This window comes from Sphingomonas hylomeconis, assembly GCF_025370105.1.
In the GTDB taxonomy this organism is placed as follows: Bacteria; Pseudomonadota; Alphaproteobacteria; order Sphingomonadales; family Sphingomonadaceae; genus Sphingomonas; species Sphingomonas hylomeconis.
Genome location: NZ_JANQBK010000004.1, coordinates 305,863 through 322,699 on the forward strand (window position 1 = coordinate 305,863; position 16,837 = coordinate 322,699).

Genomic DNA, 16,837 nt, shown 5'->3' on the forward strand with positions numbered 1-16,837 from the left:
GTCTTGTTGCCCGCCCCGCGCTCCGCGCGCGCGTGGAGCGTGCGACTTTCGCGACTTTTGCCGAGCGCGGGACGGCGGCGTCAGGCCGCCGGCTCGTCCACCCAGTCCCGGCGCAACGGCTTCACCGCGAGGAACGCCAGGATCGTCGCCAGCACGTAGAAGCACGCCACCGCCACCGCCGAATAGCGCAGCGCATCCTCGCCGAAGCTCACTTTCAATGCGTCGGACAGCGCGCCGATCGCGAACGATCCCACGCCCAGCCCGATCAGATTGTTGATCAGCAGGAAGCTCGCCGAGGCGGTGGCGCGCATGTGCGGCGGCACCAGGTGCTGCACCGCGGTGGTCAGCGGCCCCAGCCACAAGATGTTGAGCGCATTGGGAATGATCAGGAAGAACCAGGCGATATAGGGTGACGGCGACAGGAATCCGGCGATGAACAGCGGCCCGGTGATCAGCCAGGCATAGGCCGGCAGCTTGGCGTAATTGCCGCGATCGCCGCCCAGTCTGTCCGCGAGCACCCCGCCGAGGAACACGCCGCTCGCGCCCCCGACCAGCAACAACGAGGCGAAGTAGAGCGAGGTCGAGGGCAGATCGAAGCCGTAGGAACGCATCAGCAGCGACGGCACCCAGAAGGCCAGGCCGTAGCCTGCCAAGCTGCTCATCGAGGCGGCGAACGCCATCAGCCAGAAGCTCGGCTTCTTCGCCAGGATCGCGAACACCGCGCTGACCGGCGCGCGCCCGACCGGCGCCACCGCGCGCACCGGTTCCTTGACCACCAGGCGGAACACCGGCGCGATCAGCAGCCCGGCCACGCCGACAGCGATGAACGCCGCGCGCCAGTCGATATAGGTGGCGATGAACGCGCCGAGCAGCGTGCCCGCCGCCAGCCCGATCGGGATGCCCATCGAATAGATGCCCAGCGCCCGTGCGCGGCGCTCGGGCGGAAAGTAATCGGCGATCAGCGCATAGGACGGCGCCACCCCGCCCGCTTCGCCGACGCCGACGCCGAGGCGGAACAGGAACATCTGCCCGAAGCTCGTCGCCATGCCGCACAACGCGGTGAACAGGCTCCACACGGCCAGGCTGATCGTGATTACCCAGGAACGGCTGGTGCGGTCGGCGATCAGCGCCAGCGGGATGGCGAGCGTGGAATAGAGGATCGCGAAGGCGGTGCCGCCGAGCAGCCCCAGCTGCGTGTCGCTCAAGCCGAGCTCGCTTTTGATCGGCTGGACGAGGATGCCGAGGATCTGCCGGTCGAGGAAGTTGAACGTGTAGACCAGCAGCAGCATGGCCAGCACCAGCGCGCTATACCTCGCGGTCGGTTTCGGCGCTGGCACGGCGGTGTCGGTCATCTGGCGCTCTCCCGGGCGGATAAGGATCGGGCGCGGATCGTTGCCGCGCCCGAACCCCTTCATGGCGGTCGGCCTACCGGCCGTCCATTCAGAACTTGGCGGTCAGCGTGGCGAACACCTGCCGAGGATTGCCGTAATAAGCGGTGAGCACGCCGGCGCCGCCGAGCGTCGGGATCAATGCGCCGGCCGGCGTGCGCAGGAAGTCGCCGGTATCGGGGTTCTGTGCGAGGAAGTTGTAGCCCGAGACGATATATTGCTTGTCGGTCAGGTTCTTGCCGTGGACGCCGATCGAGAAGCGATCGTTGATATTGTAGACGATGTTGGCGTCGAGCAGCGCATAACCGGGCTGGTCGAGCCCGGGCGTGCGCAGTTCGAACTGCTGCGAATCGCTGCGATAGGACAGCGTCGAGCTGAGATCGAGCGAGCCCTCGCCCATCGGCTGGGTGAACGCGACCGTCCCGCTGGCGGTCAGATCCGGCGTGTTCTGGAACTTGCGGCGCGAGGCAACGTCGATGCCGCGCGCATCGATGAACCGCGTATATTTCGCATCGAGATAGCCGACCGTCCCCGCCAGGCTCAGCCGCTGCCCGTCCGCGCCGCGCAGCACGGTGAGGTTGGCTTCCGCTTCCAGCCCGTTGATCCGCGCGCGCCCGGCATTGGTTGTAATGCCGACAAAGGTCTGGATGCCGCCCACCGTCTGGCCGACCGAGCCAGGCACCTGCACGTCACTATATTTCGAATGGAAGCCCGCCAGCGCCAGCGTCAGCCGCCGATCGAACATGCTGGCCTTGTAGCCGATCTCGTAGCTCTCGACCGTCTCGGGATCGAACGACAGGAAATCGTAGATATCCGCCCGGTCGCCGCCCGCGCCGGTCACGCCGTTGCCGTTGAGATCGGGCGCCGCCGTGCCGACGCCGCGCGGGTCGAAACCGCCGCCCTTGAAGCCCTTGGCATAGCTTGCATAGAGCAGATGATCCTGCGCCGGCTTGAAGCTGATCGAGGCGCGCGGGGTGAATTTGGCGAAGTCGGCGGTGCCGCGGAAATCGGTCTGCCGGGCGATCGGCGCGCTGGTCCCGCCGAAGAAGGGTGACGATCCGAGATAGACGTTGCGCTGCACCTGCGAGCGACGCGTATCCCAGGTATAGCGCCCGCCGACCGACACGCTGAGCGCCGGCGTGATATCGTAGGTCGCATCGCCGAAGATCGCGACGGTATCGGTGCGCACGTTGCCGAAGGTGAGCGCCGTGACCGTGCCGGGCAGCCGCACGTCGAACACCGTCGTCGCCTCGGCATCGAGATAATAGAGGCCGGCGAGCATGTTGAACGGACCCGTATCGACCAGCAGTTGCACTTCCTGGCTGAACTGCTTGTTGTTGTAGAAGGCCGGCACGTCGACGTCGACCACAGGCAGCGCATCGAAATCGATCGGCGTGCTGCTGTCATCCTTGCGATAGCCGGTGATCGACCGGAACGTCAGCCAGTCGGCTGGCTTGACCTCGGCGAACAGCGAGCCGCCATAAGCCTCGACCTCCTGCTTCGGCGCGATCAGCGCGCCGCGGCTGTCATAGACGTCGCCCAGCACCGGAAAAGCGGTGCTGTTGAGCGCCGGGATCAGCCGATGCCCGCCGCGCGTGTTGCTGTTGTCCTTGGTATAATCGCCCGACAGGCGGAAGAACGCGCTGCCGCTCGGCTCATATTGCAGCGTGCCACGCGCGCCCCACAGGTCCTTGTTGTAATTCTCCTGCCCCGTGGTGAGGTTGTCGCCGAACCCGCCGCGGCTGAGCCGCGCCACCGCCGCCCCGATCTTGAACCCGCTATTGCCGATCGGCGTGCTCGCGCTGATCACCCCGTCCGCCTGATTATAGCTGCCATAGCTGGCGCGGACGTTGAGCGTGGGGTCGTCGCCGATCCGCCGCGTGACATATTTCACCGCGCCACCGATCGTGTTGCGGCCGTACAACGTACCCTGCGGCCCGCGCAGCACCTCGATCCGCTCGACGTCGTAGATATCGAGCACCGCCGCCTGCGGGCGGTTGAGATAGACATCGTCGAGATAGATGCCGACGCCCGCCTCGAACCCGGCGACCGGATCCTGCTGCCCGACGCCGCGGATGAAGGCGCTGAGCGTCGAATTGGTGCCGCGCGACACTTCCAGCGTGACGTTGGGCGTCACATTGGCGATGTCAGTGACGTCGATCGCACCGGCCGCCTCGAGTTGCGCGCCCGAAAAGGCGGTGATCGCCACCGGCACATCGATCAGCCGCTCCTCGCGGCGCCGTGCGGTGACGACGATGTCGCCATCGGTCGCTGCGTCGTCGAGCATGGCCGCTGCTTCCTGGAGCGCGTTAGCCTGCGAATCAGACGTGTCTTGGGCGAAAGCGGGCAAGGCAACGAGCGCCAGCAGTGCAACGCCGGCATTGAGCAAAACGCGCGCGGATGAGTGACGTGACATGATGATCCTCCCCAATAGGCGCCCCGCTTGATGTGCGGCCGGTGATCCGGGTTGTGCGCTGTTCGATCGCGCTATACTGAAACATGAACCAGGTTTCAACTTGGGCTTTGGGGAGGAGCGAAAATAATGTCGGAGCAGGGTATCGACCCGCCCATGCCACACCGCGATCGAAACGACGCCGCCGGCGCAGGCAAGACGCCGCGCACCGAGCGTGGCCGCCGCACGATGCGCGCGATTCTTGATGCCGCGGCGCTCGAATTCGGCGAACGCGGTTTCCACGATGCCTCGATCAGCGGCATTACCCGGCGCGCCGGCGTGGCGCTCGGCAGCTTCTACACCTATTTCGATTCGAAGGACGCGGTGTTCCGCGCGCTGGTTCGCGACATGTCGGATCAGGTGCGCGATCATGTCGCCCCCGGCATCCGCGCCGCGCCCGACCAGCTCGCCGCCGAACAGGCCGGCCTGCGCGAGTTCATCGGTTTCGTACGCGGTCACAAGGTATTGTACCGTATCATCGACGAATCGGAGTTCGTCGATCCCGATAGCTTCCGGCTACATTACGCCACCACCGCCGAGCGCATCGCCACGCGGCTCAAGGCCGGTGCGGCGCGCGGCGAGATCCGTGCCGACGTGTCCGAGATCCACGCCTGGGCGCTGATGGGGATCAACGTGTTCCTGGGGCTGCGCTACGGCGTGTGGGCCGAAGATGTCGCCGCCGAGACGGTCGCCGAGACGATCGCCGACATGCTGATCAACGGCATCGGCCCGGCGCGTCCCTGAACCGCGATGGATCGAGGCCACGTACGACGGAATGCTGCATGACTGCCGATCCGCGCCTATCTCAGGGCGTGACGATCTGCCGGATCGCCTCGCCGGTCGCCAGCCGATCCAGCAACATGTTGATGTCCGACAGTGGGCTGATCGAGCTCAGCAGTCGCTCGACCGGCAGGCGGCCGGCGCGCCACAAGGCGATATAACGCGGGATGTCGCGTGCCGGGATGGACGAACCCATATAGCTGCCGATCAGTGTCTTGCCGTCCGCGACCAGCGACAGCGCCGGGATTTCGAGCATCTCCGCCGGATTGGGGAGCCCGACCGTGACGACCCGCCCGCCGCGCCGCGCGCTGGCATAGGCCTGGGCCAGCACCGCCGCCTTGCCGACGGTCTCGATCACCACATCGGCCTTGGGCAGCGTACCCGCGTCAGCCGGCGACACGGCTGCCGCCGCGCCGAGTTCGAGCGCCAGCGCGCGCTTGGCCGGGGAGGGATCGACCGCGGTCACCGTCTGCGCGCCCGCCGCCAGCGCGCCGAGCAATGCGGCCAAGCCGACGCCGCCTAGGCCATAGACGAGCAGGCTCTCGCCGGGCCGCACCTGCGCCGTGTTCATCACTGCGCCGACGCCGGTCAGTACCGCGCAGCCGAACAGCGCCGCGGTTTCCGCCGGAATGTCGCGATCGACCTTCACTGCCGAGCGGCGATCGACCACGGCATGGCTGGCAAAGGCCGATACGCCGAGATGATGATGCACCGTCGCGCCGCCATCCGACAGCCGCGATCCGCCGCGCATCAGCATCCCCGCACCATTGGCCGCCGCCGCATTGGGGCACAGATAGCCCTCGCCTGCAGCGCACGACACGCAGTCGCCGCAGGAGGGCAGGAACACCAACACGACCTGATCACCAACCGCGAACCGACTGTCCTCCGGATCGCCGAGTGCCAGCACCGTCGCGGCCGCCTCATGGCCGAGCGCCATCGGCATCGGGCGCGGTCGATCGCCGTTGATCACGGACAGATCGGAATGGCAGATGCCGGCGGCGTCGATCCGGACGAGCAGTTCGCCTGGCCTTGGGTCGGCGAGCGTCACAGTCTTCACCGCGAGTGGAGACGTGTCGGCATAGGGGCGGGCGTGATCGCCGCTCCGGGCGAGGATCGCGGCGATGATATCGATGCTCATTGCTTGTCCACCCACTTGATCGCCGATCGACATCGTCCGGCGCCGCTGTCCCCAAGCTGATGGGCGCGCGCGATGGATGACACAAGTAGGGCAGGAGCAGGCGAGACAACCTACGCAGGGAGCGACAGCGGTGCGCGCATCCGCGTTGATCACGCGCTGCATGCGCAGTGGATTGACTCCCGACAAGGAACGGTCGCATTAGAACATAACAGGAACATGTTATGCGCGATTCGGCCAATGCCATTGCCGCGCTCAGGCGGCGTATCTCCCAGGTGGAGGGGCTGCGCCAGACGGAAACGTCCGGCGTCGTCCCGCTCGGCCATACCGGCATCGATGCCCGCCTGGGCGGCGGGCTGGAGCGCGCACGGCTGCACGAAATCTTCGCCGAGCATGACGATGCGAGCAGCGCGGGCGGGTTCGCCTCGATGATCGTGCGCCGGGCAGAGCGACCGGGATCGCCGGTGGTGTGGCTGCGGCAGGAGGAAGCGCAGATCAGCGGCGGCATGCTGCACATGCCGGGGCTGGTCGAGCTCGGCCTCGGCCGGGTCGATCTGGTGATCGGCATATTGCCCGATCCGCTCAGCCTGCTGCGCGTCGCGGCGGATGTCGCGCGCTGTGCCGAGGTCGGCGTGGTGGTGATCGAATTGTGGAAGAATCCGCGGCCGCTCGATCTGACCGCAACGCGGCGGCTGGCGGTGGCGACCGAAGCATCCGGCGTCACGGCGCTGCTGCTGCGGGTCGGCGCCGAACAGGGGCCGAGCGCAGCGGCGACGCGCTGGTCGATCCGCGCGCTGCCAGCGCTGCCGCTGGAGGCGAATGCGCCGGGGTTTCCGGCCTTGGACGTGGAATTGGTGCGTCAGCGCGGCGGCAGGACCGGCGGGCGATGGAATGTGGAATGGGATCGTGACCAAGCAATCTTCCGTGAACAGGCGCACGTCGCCGCCGGTCTCCCCCCGGACGCGCCGCTACCTGGGCTTGTGGTTCCCGCTGCTGCCGGCGGAACGGCGCGCGCGTGACGGTACCGCACCGACCGACACCCCCTATGCGCTGATCGAGAAGGTACGTGGCAGCATGCGGCTCGCGGCGGTCGACGCCCGCGCGCAAGCCATGGGCATCGCCATCGACATGACGCTCGCCGATGCGCGGGCGCGCGTGCCTGAGCTGGTCGGGCTCGATCACGATCCTGTCGCCGATCATCTGCTGCTCGAGCGCATCGCCGATGGCTGCGATCGCTATACCCCGCTGGTGGCGATCGATCCGCCCGATGGCCTGACGCTCGACATCACCGGCTGCGCGCATCTGTTCGCCTCGGAAGAAGCGCTGGCCGACGATCTCGTCGCGCGGCTTGCCGCTTATGGCCTGCACGCGCGCCACGCGCTGGCCGCCACGCCCGAGGCGGCGCAGGCGCTGGCGCGGTTCCAGACGATGCCCGCGGCCGACGAACAGGGGGCGGTGCGGCGACTGGGTGTCGTCGCGCTCCGGCTCGACGAAACGACCGAGCTCGCGCTGCGCCGCGCCGGATTGAAGACGATCGGCGATCTTGCGGGCCGCCCGACCGGCCCGCTTGCCGCGCGCTTCGGCAATGCGATGACCGATGCGCTGACCCGCTTGCTGGGCAAATCGGACAGCCGCATCACCCCGCGCCGTGTCGCGCCGGCGTTGCTGGTCGAGCGCCGCCTGGCCGAGCCGATCGCACGCACCGAGCATGCGCTCGCCATTCTCGGCGAACTCACCGCCGAGGCGGCGCAGGACATGGAGGAGCGCCATCTCGGCGGCCGCCGCTTCGTCGCGCGCTTCTTCCGCAGCGATGGACTGGCAATCGATCTCGCGGTCGAGACGAGCCTGCCGGTGCGCGATGCCAAGGTGGTGATGCGCTTGTTCGACGAGCGGCTCGACACGCTCACAGATCCGATCGATCCGGGGTTCGGATTCGATCTGATCCGACTCGCCGTGCCGACGCTCGCGCCGCTCGCCCCGACGCAATTGCTGCTCGAAGGCGGCGCGGTGGCCGAGGGCGAACTGGCTGCGCTGATCGACCGGCTCAGCACGCGCATGGGCCGTGGCCGCTTCCGCCGCCTTTCCCCGCGCGACACGCATATTCCCGAACAGGCCGTGCTCGCGCTGCCGGCGATCGACGCGACCAGCCCGGCGAGCTGGCCCGAACCCGAGACCGGCGAGCCGCCGATGCGGCCGGTGCACATGTTCGATCCGCCGCAACCGATCCAGGTCACCGCGCAGGTCCCGGACGGCCCGCCGCGCCAGTTCCGCTGGCGCCGCACCTTGCACGATGTGCTGCGCTTCGAGGGGCCCGAGCGCATCGCCGCCGAATGGTGGCATGAGAAGGGCGCGAAGCTGACGCGCGATTATTACCGCATCGAGGATACGCGCGGGCGGCGCTTCTGGGTGTTCCGGCACGGCCTGTATGAAAGCGAGCGGCGTGATCCGGGCTGGTACATGCACGGCCTGTTCGCATGAGCGCAGGATTCGCCGAGCTGGTCGCGGCGACCAACTATTCGTTCCTGCGCGGGGCAAGCCATGGCTCGGACATGCTCGATCGCGCCTGGCGGCTGGGCATGAACGCGATCGGCATTGCCGACCGCAACACGGTGGCGGGCGTGGTGCGCGCCTGGTCGGCGCTGAAGGATGCGCCCGACAAGAATCGCGTCGCCCTGCTCGCCGCCAAGAAGGCCGCCGGCGAAACGGAAGAGCTGACGCCGACAGAATGGGCCGCCTGTGCGGTCGATCTGCGGCTGGTGGTCGGCGCGCGGCTGGTGTTCGCCGACGGTACGCCGGACGTGGTCGCCTATCCCGCCACACGCTATGGCTGGGGCCGCCTCACCCGCCTGCTGACGCGCGGCAATCTGCGCGCGGTGAAGGGCGATTGCATCCTGAAGATCGATGACCTGATCGATTATTGCCAGGATCTGCTGCTCATCGTCATGCCAGGATCGACCGCGCAGCAACAGGACGAACACCGCACGCCGGCACCCTATCAGTTCGACGATGTCGCCGATCCGCCAAAGCCGCTGCTGCGTCTCGTCTCCAAGCCGGACGAGGATATCGGCACGACGCTTGTGCGCCTGTCCCGCGCTGCGCCGGCGCGCGTCTGGCTGGGTGCGGCGATGCCGCATCACGGACGCGACGGGCGCGCGCTGGTTCGCCTGCACCGCATCGCGCGCCAGGCCGGCGTGCCGCTGATCGCCACCAACGACGCGCTCTATGCCACGCCCGAGCAACGACCGCTGCACGACGTACTCACGTGCATCCGCGACGGCAGCACGATTGCCGCGGCGGGCAAGCGACTGGAAGCCAATGCCGAGCGCTACCTAAAATCGCCTGCAGAGATGGCGCGGCTGTTCCGCGATCATCCCGATGCGATCGCGCAGACGCAGATTCTGCTGTCGCGCATCACTTTCGATCTCAAGCAGTTGCGCTACGAATATCCGCACGAAGCCGTGCCCGATGGCTGGGAGGCGCAGGCCTGGCTCGAACATATTGCCTGGCAGGCGGCGATCGAGCGCTATGCCGATTATATGCCGCCCAAGGTGATCGCCACGCTAGGCGAGGAATTCGCGCTGATCCGCGAAAAGGCCTATGCTTATTACTTCCTCACCGTGCACGATCTCGTCGCCTTTGCGCGCGCGCAGGATCCGCCGATCCTATGCCAGGGGCGCGGCTCGGCGGCCAATTCCGCGGTCTGCTTCCTGCTCGGCGTCACCTCGGTCGATCCGATCCAGCACGATCTGCTGTTCTCGCGCTTCGTGTCCGAAGAGCGCGACGAGCCACCCGACATCGATGTCGATTTCGAGCACGAGCGGCGTGAGGAGGTGATGCAATATGTCTATCGCCGCTATGGCCGGCACCGCGCTGGCATCGCCGCGACGGTGGCGCATTACCGCTCGCGCAGCACGGTGCGCGAAGTGGCTAAGGCGCTGGGCCTGAGCGACGATATCCCCGAGCGGATGGCGAGCACGGTATGGGGCAGCCATTCCGGCGACATGGAGGAGCGCCGTATTGCCGAGGCCGGGTTCGACATCGCCAATCCGGAGATCGCCCGGCTGCGGTTCATCATGGGCCAGATCCTCGATGCGCCGTTCCCGCGCCATCTGTCGCAGCATGTCGGCGGGTTCGTGCTGACCGAGAACCGGCTCGACGAAACCGTGCCGCTGCACCACGCGGCGATGGCCGATCGCACGTTCATCGAATGGGACAAGGACGATATCGATGCGCTCGGCCTGATGAAGGTCGATATCCTGGCGCTGGGCATGCTGACCTGCATTCAGAAGAGCTTCGCGCTGCTGCGCCAGCACGGGCTCGGCGATCACGATCTCGAGGTCGATCTCGATACCGACGATGCCGCAGTGTACGAGATGCTGGGCCGGGGCGACAGTATCGGCGTGTTCCAGGTCGAAAGCCGCGCGCAGATGAACATGCTGCCGCGGCTGCGGCCCAAGAGCCTGTACGATCTGACCGTGCAGGTCGCGATCGTGCGGCCGGGGCCGATCCAGGGCGATATGGTGCATCCCTATCTTCGGCGGCGGACCGGCATCGAGAAGGTCGAATGCCCGCGGCCGGATCCCAAATTCGGCCCGCCCGACGAGCTGCATCAATTGCTCGGCAAGACCTATGGCGTGCCGCTGTTCCAGGAACAGGCGATGAAGCTGGCGATCGTCGCGGCCGCCTTCACGCCCTCCGAAGCCAATCAGTTGCGCCGCGCGATGGCCACGTTCCGCAACGTCGGGGGCATGCACAATTTCCGCCAAAAGCTCGTCGAGGGCATGGTCCACCGCGGCTATCAGCGCGATTTCGCCGAGCGCTGCTATCGGCAGATCGAGGGCTTTGGCAGCTATGGTTTCCCGGAAAGCCATGCACTGTCGTTCGCCCGGCTGGTCTATGTCTCGTCCTGGATCAAGTGCCACCATCCGGCGGTATTCGCCTGTGCCCTGCTCAATTCTCAGCCGATGGGCTTCTATGCCCCGGCGCAGATCGTCCGCGATGCGCGCGAGCATGACGTCAAGGTGCGCGCGATCGACGTGAATGCCAGCAACTGGGACAATCAGCTCGAGCCGGGCGCAGGCCGCCTGGCGCTCCGGCTTGGCCTGCGACAGATCACCGGCTTCAAGCGGAGCTGGGCGGAATCGCTCGCCGCGGCGCGACTGGAAGCACCCTACGACACGATCGAATCCGTTGCCCGCCGTGCGCGTCTTCCGCAACGCGCACTACGCCTGCTCGCCGATGCGGATGCGTTCCGCTCGATCGCGCTCGATCGCCGTGCCGCCCTGTGGGAAGTGCGCCGCACGCCGGATGCCGCCTTGCCGCTGTTCGCCGCCGCCAGCGCACGCGAACTCGGCGCGGAGACCGATCTCGCTTTGCCCGCCATGTCCGATGCCGAACATGTCGTCGCCGATTACCAGATGACGCGCCTGTCGCTGAAAGACCATCCGATGCGGTTCCTGCGCGATGCGCTGGACGCGCAAGGCGTATCCAGTTGTGCTGCGACGTCCGCCGCGCCCAACGGCCAGCGTGTGCGCACCGCGGGCATTGTTTTGATCCGCCAGCGCCCCGGCAACGGCAAGGCGATCTTCGTCACGATCGAAGACGAGACCGGCGTCACCAATATCGTCTTGTGGGAGCGACAGTTCGAACGGTATCGCCGCGAAGTGATGTCGGCGCGACTGATGCTGGTCGAAGGCGAGGTGCAGAAGGCCGGCCCGCGTGACGGCAATGTCGTCCATCTGATGGCGGCGCGCGTGTTCGATCGCACCGAGATGCTCGATCACCTTTCGGACAGCGACCGGAAGACACTGCATCTCATGCCGTCAGACGAATTCGAGAGCGGCCAGCCATCGCGCTATCCCGGGCGGCCGCAGGCGCCCCGTACCGGCCACAACAGCCCGCGCCACGGTCATCCCCGCGACGTGCGCATCATCCCCAAGTCACGCGACTTTCACTGATCAGTTCAGCAAGGCGCGCAGCTTGAGCACGGTGTTCCAGTTGCGCGCCGTCGCCAGCTTGGGGAATCTGAGCCTGGCCATCGCCTGGGGTAGTTTCGACTCACCGATATTGGCGGCGTAATCGATGTAAAGTTCGCGCCCGATCGCCGCCAACCGCTCCGGGCCTTGATACAGTTCGGGAATGCGCCCGATCAATCCGTCGGGCACGGGATCGCGGTGGAAAGCGACGATATAGTGGCTGGGATGATCGGCGGCGGCGTCGGGAAACGGATCGGCGGCGATGATGCGGTCGATGTCCGCAGGCGTGCGTACCAGCACGTCGGTGCTCAGTCCGAGTCCCTCCAGCGCCTCTTCCAGCCGCGCCTCGATCACCGCGCCATCGCCGTGATCGCTCTTGAAGACGACATTGCCCGACGCCAGCAACGTCGTCACGTCGGCATAGCCGAGGCGCTCGACCATGCTCTTGAGTTCCGCCATCGGCAGCTTGCGGTTGCCACCGACATTGACCCCCCGCAGCAAGGCCGCCCAGCGCATTACCCGTGTTCGCGCGTTAGCGGCCGGGCCAGCAACGCGCCGACCACGCCGCGTACTTCCGCGCCGCCGAGCAGCGCGCACACCGCGTCGCACACCGGCATGTCGATTCCCGCCGCCGCCGCCGCCTCGCGCAGCACCGGCGCCGTGAACGCGCCTTCCGCGACGGTACGGCGATCGGCGAGCAGGTCGGCCGCGGCACGGCCTTCGCCGAGGCCCACGCCGAGCGAGAAATTGCGCGAATTGGTCGACGAACAGGTCAGCACCAGATCGCCCAGGCCGGACAGGCCAGCAAGCGTTTCGACGCGCGCGCCGCGCGCGAGGCCGAAGCGAGTCATCTCGGCAAAGCCGCGCGCGATCAGCGCGGCGCGGGCGTTCTGGCCGAGCCCCGCGCCCTCGACCACGCCGCAGGCAATGGCGAGCACATTCTTTACCGCGCCACCGATCTCGGCGCCGACAACATCGTTCGAGGCATAGGTGCGGAACGCAGGTCCGGCGAGCCGCGCGGCTAGCCGCGCACCGAGTGCCTCGTCCGCGCACGCCAGCGTCACCGCGGTCGGCTGACCGGCGGCGACTTCGTGCGCGAAGGTCGGGCCGGACAGGACCGCGATCGGCGCGGTCGGGTGTACCGCATGCGCCACCTCGCCCACCAGCAATTGCGTTCCCGCTTCGATGCCCTTGGCGCACAGGACGAGCGGCGTCGTGCCGATCGTCAGCGCTGACAATACGGCGCGAACATGTTGCGCCGGGGCGACGACCAGCAAGGCCTCGCACCCGTTCAGTGCGGTCAGATCGCCAGTGGCGCGAATCGTCTCCGGTAGGGGGACGGCGGACAGGAAGACCGAATTGACGTGCCGCTCGTTGATCGACGCGACCACCTCCGGCTCGCGCGCCCACAGCATCACCTCACGTCCGCCGCGCGCCGCGACCTGCGCCAGGGCGGTGCCCCAGGCCCCGCCACCGATGACACCGATCTTCATGCCTTCACTCCCGCCCCGCGCACCGTTTCGGCGTCCGGATCGAGCGGCCAGCGCGGGCGCGCCGCGATATCCAGCGGGTCGGTGAGCCCGGCAGCAAAGCGCTCTACGCCGGCCCAGCCGATCATCGCCGCATTATCGGTGCACAACCACAAGGGCGGGGCGACGAAGCGCAGGCCGTTCGCGGTCGCCAACCTTTCGAGCGCGCCGCGCACAGCCTGGTTGGCGGCAACGCCGCCCGCCACGACCAAGGCGGTCGCCCCGTCCGCCCGCTCGAGCGCGCGCGCGGTGCGGTCGAGCAGGCAATCGATCACGGCCTGCTGAAACGACGCGGCAATGTCCTCCGCCCGCCACTGTCCCGAATCCGCTGCACGCGACACGGCGCTCTTTAGCCCGGCAAAGGAGAAATGTGGTTCGGCCGAGCCTTTCAGCGGGCGCGGCAGCGGCACCGCATCGGCATTGCCTGCCAACGCCGCGCGCTCGACCGCCGGGCCGCCGGGAAAGCCCAGGCCGAGCAGCTTGGCGGTCTTGTCGAACGCTTCGCCCGCGGCGTCATCGATTGTCGTCGCCAAGCGGCGATAGGCACCGACTCCCTCGACCAGCAGCAACTGGCAATGTCCGCCCGAGACCAGCAGCAGCAGATAGGGAAAGGCGAGATCGGGGTCGCTCAGCCGCGGCGACAGCGCATGGCCTTCGAGGTGATTGACCGCGACCAGCGGCTTGCCCGCGGCGTGCGCCAGCGCCTTGCCCGTGACCAGCCCGACCATCACGCCGCCGATCAGCCCCGGCCCGGCAGTGGCGGCGATCGCATCGACCTCACGCAGATTGACGCCAGCATCACTGAGCGCACCTTCGATCAGCGGCATCAGCGCCTCGACATGCGCGCGCGCAGCGATTTCCGGCACCACCCCGCCGAACGGGCGATGCTGGGCTTCCTGCCCGGCCAGGCGGTGAGCGAGGATCCGGCGGTCGCCGGTGACCAGCGCCGCCGCAGTTTCGTCACAGGAAGATTCGAGTCCGAGGATCAGCATCGCCCCGCCCTAGCGGGTCGGCCCCTGCTTGTCGAAGGGCCGCGCTTCTTCTAGCCAGTGCCAAAGGGTTATGGTCGTGCCACATCACCCCGAACGGAGTTTTCGTCGTGCAGCCTTTCCGTCTCGGTACCCGAGGATCGCCACTTGCGCTGGCCCAGGCCGCCATGGTGCGCGACGCGCTCTACGCGGCGCACGGCTGGTCCGACGGCGCGGTCGAGATCGTGCCGATCCGTACCACCGGCGATCGCGTGCAGGATCGCGCGCTAGCCGAGATCGGCGGCAAGGCGCTGTGGACCAAGGAGTTGGATCGCGCACTGCTCGACGGCGAGATCGATTGTGCGGTCCATTCGATGAAGGATGTCGAGACGGTGCGGCCCGCCGCGATCGCGATCGTGGCAATGCTGCAACGCGCCGATGTCCGCGATCGGCTGATCGGCGCGGCCACGCTCGCCGATATCCGCGCGGACGGCGTGGTCGGCAGCAGCTCACCACGCCGCGCCGCGCAGGTGCGGCGCCGGCGTCCCGACCTCCAGATCGTCCTGTTCCGCGGCAACGTGGATACGCGGCTGACCAAATTGGCGGCGGGCGAGGTCGATGCAACCTTGCTTGCCGCGGCGGGGCTCGACCGGCTGGGGCGGCCCGATATCGGCACCGCGATCCCGGTTGACGAGATGCTCCCGGCGCCGGCGCAGGGCGCGGTCGGGATCGAGACGCGCGCCGACGATGCGCGGGCGAGCGCCATCGTCGGTGCGATCGACCACTTGGCGACGCGGATCTGCGTGCTCGCCGAACGCGCCGTGCTCGCCGCGCTGCAGGCCGATTGCCATTCGCCGGTCGCCGCTCTGGCCAGCCTGTCGGGCGATACGCTGACGTTGCGCGCGGAGCTGCTCGCCGAGGATGGCAGCGATGGCGTTGCCGGCCTTATCACCGGCGCGGTCGGCGATACGGCGATGCCTGCGCGGCTGGCGCAGGATCTGCTCGACCGCGCCAGCCCGGCGATCCGCGCCCTGTTCGCGGGATGAGACAGCTGGCGGTGCTGCGGCCCGAACCGGGCAATGCGGCAACCGCCGCCCGGATCGCGTCGGCCGGCCACGATGCGCTGCGCCTGCCATTTTTTGCGGTCGCCCCGCTCGATTGGACGCCTCCCGACCCGGCCGCGCACGACGCGCTGATCCTGACCAGCGCCAACACGCTGCGTCATGGCGGCACGGCGCTGTCGACATTGCGCGCGCTTCCGGTGCTGGCAGTCGGCCAGGCTACCGCCGCGGCGGCACGCACCGCCGGGTACCAGGTGCTGCTCACCGGCACTGCCGACGCCGCGCAATTGCTCGCGCTGGCCGAGACGCACGGCATCACGCGGGCGCTGCACCTGGGCGGCCGCGAGCGCAGCATACCGGAAAGCGACATCGTTGCGGCTGCCATCGCGGTCTATGCCAGCGAACCGCTGCCGATCACCGCGGGACAGATCGCCGCGCTCGATGACACCGTCGCCCTGCTCCATTCCGTGCGAGCGGCGCGCCGCCTGAGCGAGCTTATGCCGTGCCGCGCCCACCTGCGCATCGCCGCCCTGAGCCCGGCGGTGCGCGACGCCGCCGGCACCGGCTGGGCCGCCGCCGTTACCGCTGCAACGCCGCAGGACGCCGCGTTGATCGCGGCCGCGATCACGCTCGCCGATTGACCGCCCGACTGCGCACGGGGATAAGACCGGAATGAGCGATCACACAACGATGCCGCCGGTTACGCCGGCACGGCCCCGCTTCCGGAGCGCCGCGATCATCGCCGGCCTCGCCTTTCTCGCCGGTCTGCTCGCGATGGCAGCGGTGCTGCGCTATCAGGCGCGGTGGTTCGGCCTCCCCGCCAGTGTGCCGGTGGTGGCGGCCAAGGGGCAGGTGCCGGTCGTCGTCGTGCCGGCCACCACCACACCGGCCAGCCCGCCGCCGGTGATCGATCTCGACGCTCTATCGTCGCGCGAGACCCAACTGGCCGGCCAGCTGGCCGACCTCGAACAACGCACCGCGCGTATCGCCAGCGCCGCCCAAGCCGCCTCTGGCTACGCCACGCGCTCGGAGAACATGCTGGTCGCGTTCGCGGCGCGCCGCGCGCTCGATCGTGGCCTCGCGCTCGGTTATGTCCAGGATCAGCTGCGTGCCCGCTTCGCCGGCACCCAGCCGCGCGCCGTCGCTGCGATCCTGCAGGCGGCACGCGAGCCGGTCACCGTCGCCGAACTGCGTGCCGGGCTCGACGGGATTGCGCCGGAACTCGTCACCGGCCAGGCCAGCACCGGCTGGCTGGACAGTTTTCGGCGTGAACTCGCCAACCTGATCGTCATCCACCGCGCCGATACCCCTTCCCCGCTGCCGGTCGATCGACTCGCCCGCGCACGCCAGATGCTCGAGGGCGGCAAGGTCGAGGCCGCGCTGGCCGAAGTCGCGCGCATGCCCGGCGCGCCGCAAGCCGTGCGCTGGACCACCGCCGCCCGCCGCTATATCGGCGCCCGTCAGGCGCTCGACACGATCGAGGCAGCGGCCATTACCGGCCAGGCCAACCCAACCGATATTCCCGGGGCAGTGGCCCCGCCGGGCTGAG

At 68.2% G+C, this 16,837-nt stretch carries 13 protein-coding genes; 7 read left to right on the forward strand and 6 right to left on the reverse strand.

The window, feature by feature from the left end:
• Positions 1 to 80 precede the first annotated feature (80 nt).
• Both NV401_RS07990 and NV401_RS07995 read right to left on the reverse strand, forming a co-directional pair.
• Positions 81 to 1,352: a spinster family MFS transporter gene (locus NV401_RS07990; RefSeq protein WP_261293867.1), complete on the reverse strand. Its 1,272-nt coding sequence runs from the start codon at positions 1,350 to 1,352 to the stop codon at positions 81 to 83.
• An 88-nt stretch (positions 1,353 to 1,440) separates the two neighbouring features.
• A complete protein-coding gene (locus NV401_RS07995) occupies positions 1,441 to 3,804 on the reverse strand; it encodes a TonB-dependent receptor (protein WP_380815588.1) in 2,364 nt (787 codons plus the stop codon).
• Between the two features lie 153 nt (positions 3,805 to 3,957).
• Here NV401_RS07995 and NV401_RS08000 point away from each other — a divergent pair, with 153 nt between their 5' ends.
• A complete protein-coding gene (locus tag NV401_RS08000; RefSeq protein WP_261293869.1) occupies positions 3,958 to 4,584 on the forward strand; it encodes a TetR/AcrR family transcriptional regulator in 627 nt (208 codons plus the stop codon).
• A 61-nt stretch (positions 4,585 to 4,645) separates the two neighbouring features.
• On the opposite strand, the gene NV401_RS08005 is transcribed toward NV401_RS08000, so the two are convergent.
• Complete coding sequence (locus tag NV401_RS08005; RefSeq protein WP_261293870.1) at positions 4,646 to 5,758, reverse strand: zinc-binding dehydrogenase; 1,113 nt, start codon at positions 5,756 to 5,758, stop codon at positions 4,646 to 4,648.
• A gap of 221 nt (positions 5,759 to 5,979) precedes the next feature.
• Here NV401_RS08005 and NV401_RS08010 point away from each other — a divergent pair, with 221 nt between their 5' ends.
• From NV401_RS08010 to NV401_RS08020, 3 genes are read left to right on the forward strand one after another with little or no spacing between them, the layout of a single operon-like run.
• Complete coding sequence (locus NV401_RS08010; protein WP_261293871.1) at positions 5,980 to 6,774, forward strand: ImuA family protein; 795 nt, start codon at positions 5,980 to 5,982, stop codon at positions 6,772 to 6,774.
• Complete coding sequence (locus NV401_RS08015) at positions 6,734 to 8,233, forward strand: Y-family DNA polymerase (RefSeq protein ID WP_261293872.1); 1,500 nt, start codon at positions 6,734 to 6,736, stop codon at positions 8,231 to 8,233. The genes NV401_RS08010 and NV401_RS08015 overlap by 41 nt, the downstream gene beginning before the upstream one ends.
• A complete protein-coding gene (locus tag NV401_RS08020; protein WP_261293873.1) occupies positions 8,230 to 11,712 on the forward strand; it encodes an error-prone DNA polymerase in 3,483 nt (1,160 codons plus the stop codon). The genes NV401_RS08015 and NV401_RS08020 overlap by 4 nt, the downstream gene beginning before the upstream one ends.
• Here NV401_RS08020 and NV401_RS08025 read toward each other — a convergent pair whose 3' ends face one another.
• The 3 genes from NV401_RS08025 to tsaD are packed head-to-tail and all read right to left on the reverse strand — an operon-like array spanning position 11,713 to position 14,251.
• Positions 11,713 to 12,246 carry a DUF1697 domain-containing protein gene (locus tag NV401_RS08025; protein ID WP_261293874.1) on the reverse strand — a complete coding sequence of 178 codons (534 nt, stop codon included), beginning with the start codon at positions 12,244 to 12,246 and terminating at the stop codon, positions 11,713 to 11,715.
• Positions 12,246 to 13,223 (reverse strand): NAD(P)H-dependent glycerol-3-phosphate dehydrogenase, encoded by a 978-nt coding sequence (locus NV401_RS08030; protein WP_261293875.1) that lies wholly within the window; start codon positions 13,221 to 13,223, stop codon positions 12,246 to 12,248. The genes NV401_RS08025 and NV401_RS08030 overlap by 1 nt, the downstream gene beginning before the upstream one ends.
• Positions 13,220 to 14,251, reverse strand: a complete 1,032-nt coding sequence (gene tsaD, locus NV401_RS08035) for a tRNA (adenosine(37)-N6)-threonylcarbamoyltransferase complex transferase subunit TsaD (RefSeq protein ID WP_261293876.1) — start codon at positions 14,249 to 14,251, stop codon at positions 13,220 to 13,222. Before tsaD ends, NV401_RS08030 begins: the two co-directional genes overlap by 4 nt.
• A 107-nt stretch (positions 14,252 to 14,358) precedes the next feature.
• Here tsaD and hemC point away from each other — a divergent pair, with 107 nt between their 5' ends.
• The 3 genes from hemC to NV401_RS08050 are packed head-to-tail and all read left to right on the forward strand — an operon-like array spanning position 14,359 to position 16,836.
• Positions 14,359 to 15,273, forward strand: a complete 915-nt coding sequence (hemC, locus tag NV401_RS08040) for a hydroxymethylbilane synthase (RefSeq protein WP_261293877.1) — start codon at positions 14,359 to 14,361, stop codon at positions 15,271 to 15,273.
• Positions 15,270 to 15,929: a uroporphyrinogen-III synthase gene (locus NV401_RS08045; protein WP_261293878.1), complete on the forward strand. Its 660-nt coding sequence runs from the start codon at positions 15,270 to 15,272 to the stop codon at positions 15,927 to 15,929. Before hemC ends, NV401_RS08045 begins: the two co-directional genes overlap by 4 nt.
• Before the next feature lie 31 nt (positions 15,930 to 15,960).
• Positions 15,961 to 16,836, forward strand: a complete 876-nt coding sequence (locus NV401_RS08050; RefSeq protein ID WP_261293879.1) for an MICOS complex subunit MIC60 — start codon at positions 15,961 to 15,963, stop codon at positions 16,834 to 16,836.
• Position 16,837 lies beyond the last annotated feature (1 nt).

Excerpts from the sequence above, each read along its gene's own strand:
- NV401_RS07990 (WP_261293867.1), bottom strand. The coding sequence starts at position 1,352 with ATGACCGACACCGCCGTGCCAGCGCCGAAACCGACCGCGAGGTATAGC.
- NV401_RS07995 (WP_380815588.1), bottom strand. The coding sequence starts at position 3,804 with ATGTCACGTCACTCATCCGCGCGCGTTTTGCTCAATGCCGGCGTTGCA.
- NV401_RS08000 (WP_261293869.1), top strand. The coding sequence starts at position 3,958 with ATGCCACACCGCGATCGAAACGACGCCGCCGGCGCAGGCAAGACGCCG.
- NV401_RS08005 (WP_261293870.1), bottom strand. The coding sequence starts at position 5,758 with ATGAGCATCGATATCATCGCCGCGATCCTCGCCCGGAGCGGCGATCAC.
- NV401_RS08010 (WP_261293871.1), top strand. The coding sequence starts at position 5,980 with ATGCGCGATTCGGCCAATGCCATTGCCGCGCTCAGGCGGCGTATCTCC.
- NV401_RS08020 (WP_261293873.1), top strand. The coding sequence starts at position 8,230 with ATGAGCGCAGGATTCGCCGAGCTGGTCGCGGCGACCAACTATTCGTTC.
- NV401_RS08025 (WP_261293874.1), bottom strand. The coding sequence starts at position 12,246 with ATGCGCTGGGCGGCCTTGCTGCGGGGGGTCAATGTCGGTGGCAACCGC.
- NV401_RS08030 (WP_261293875.1), bottom strand. The coding sequence starts at position 13,223 with ATGAAGATCGGTGTCATCGGTGGCGGGGCCTGGGGCACCGCCCTGGCG.
- tsaD (WP_261293876.1), bottom strand. The coding sequence starts at position 14,251 with ATGCTGATCCTCGGACTCGAATCTTCCTGTGACGAAACTGCGGCGGCG.
- NV401_RS08045 (WP_261293878.1), top strand. The coding sequence starts at position 15,270 with ATGAGACAGCTGGCGGTGCTGCGGCCCGAACCGGGCAATGCGGCAACC.
- NV401_RS08050 (WP_261293879.1), top strand. The coding sequence starts at position 15,961 with ATGAGCGATCACACAACGATGCCGCCGGTTACGCCGGCACGGCCCCGC.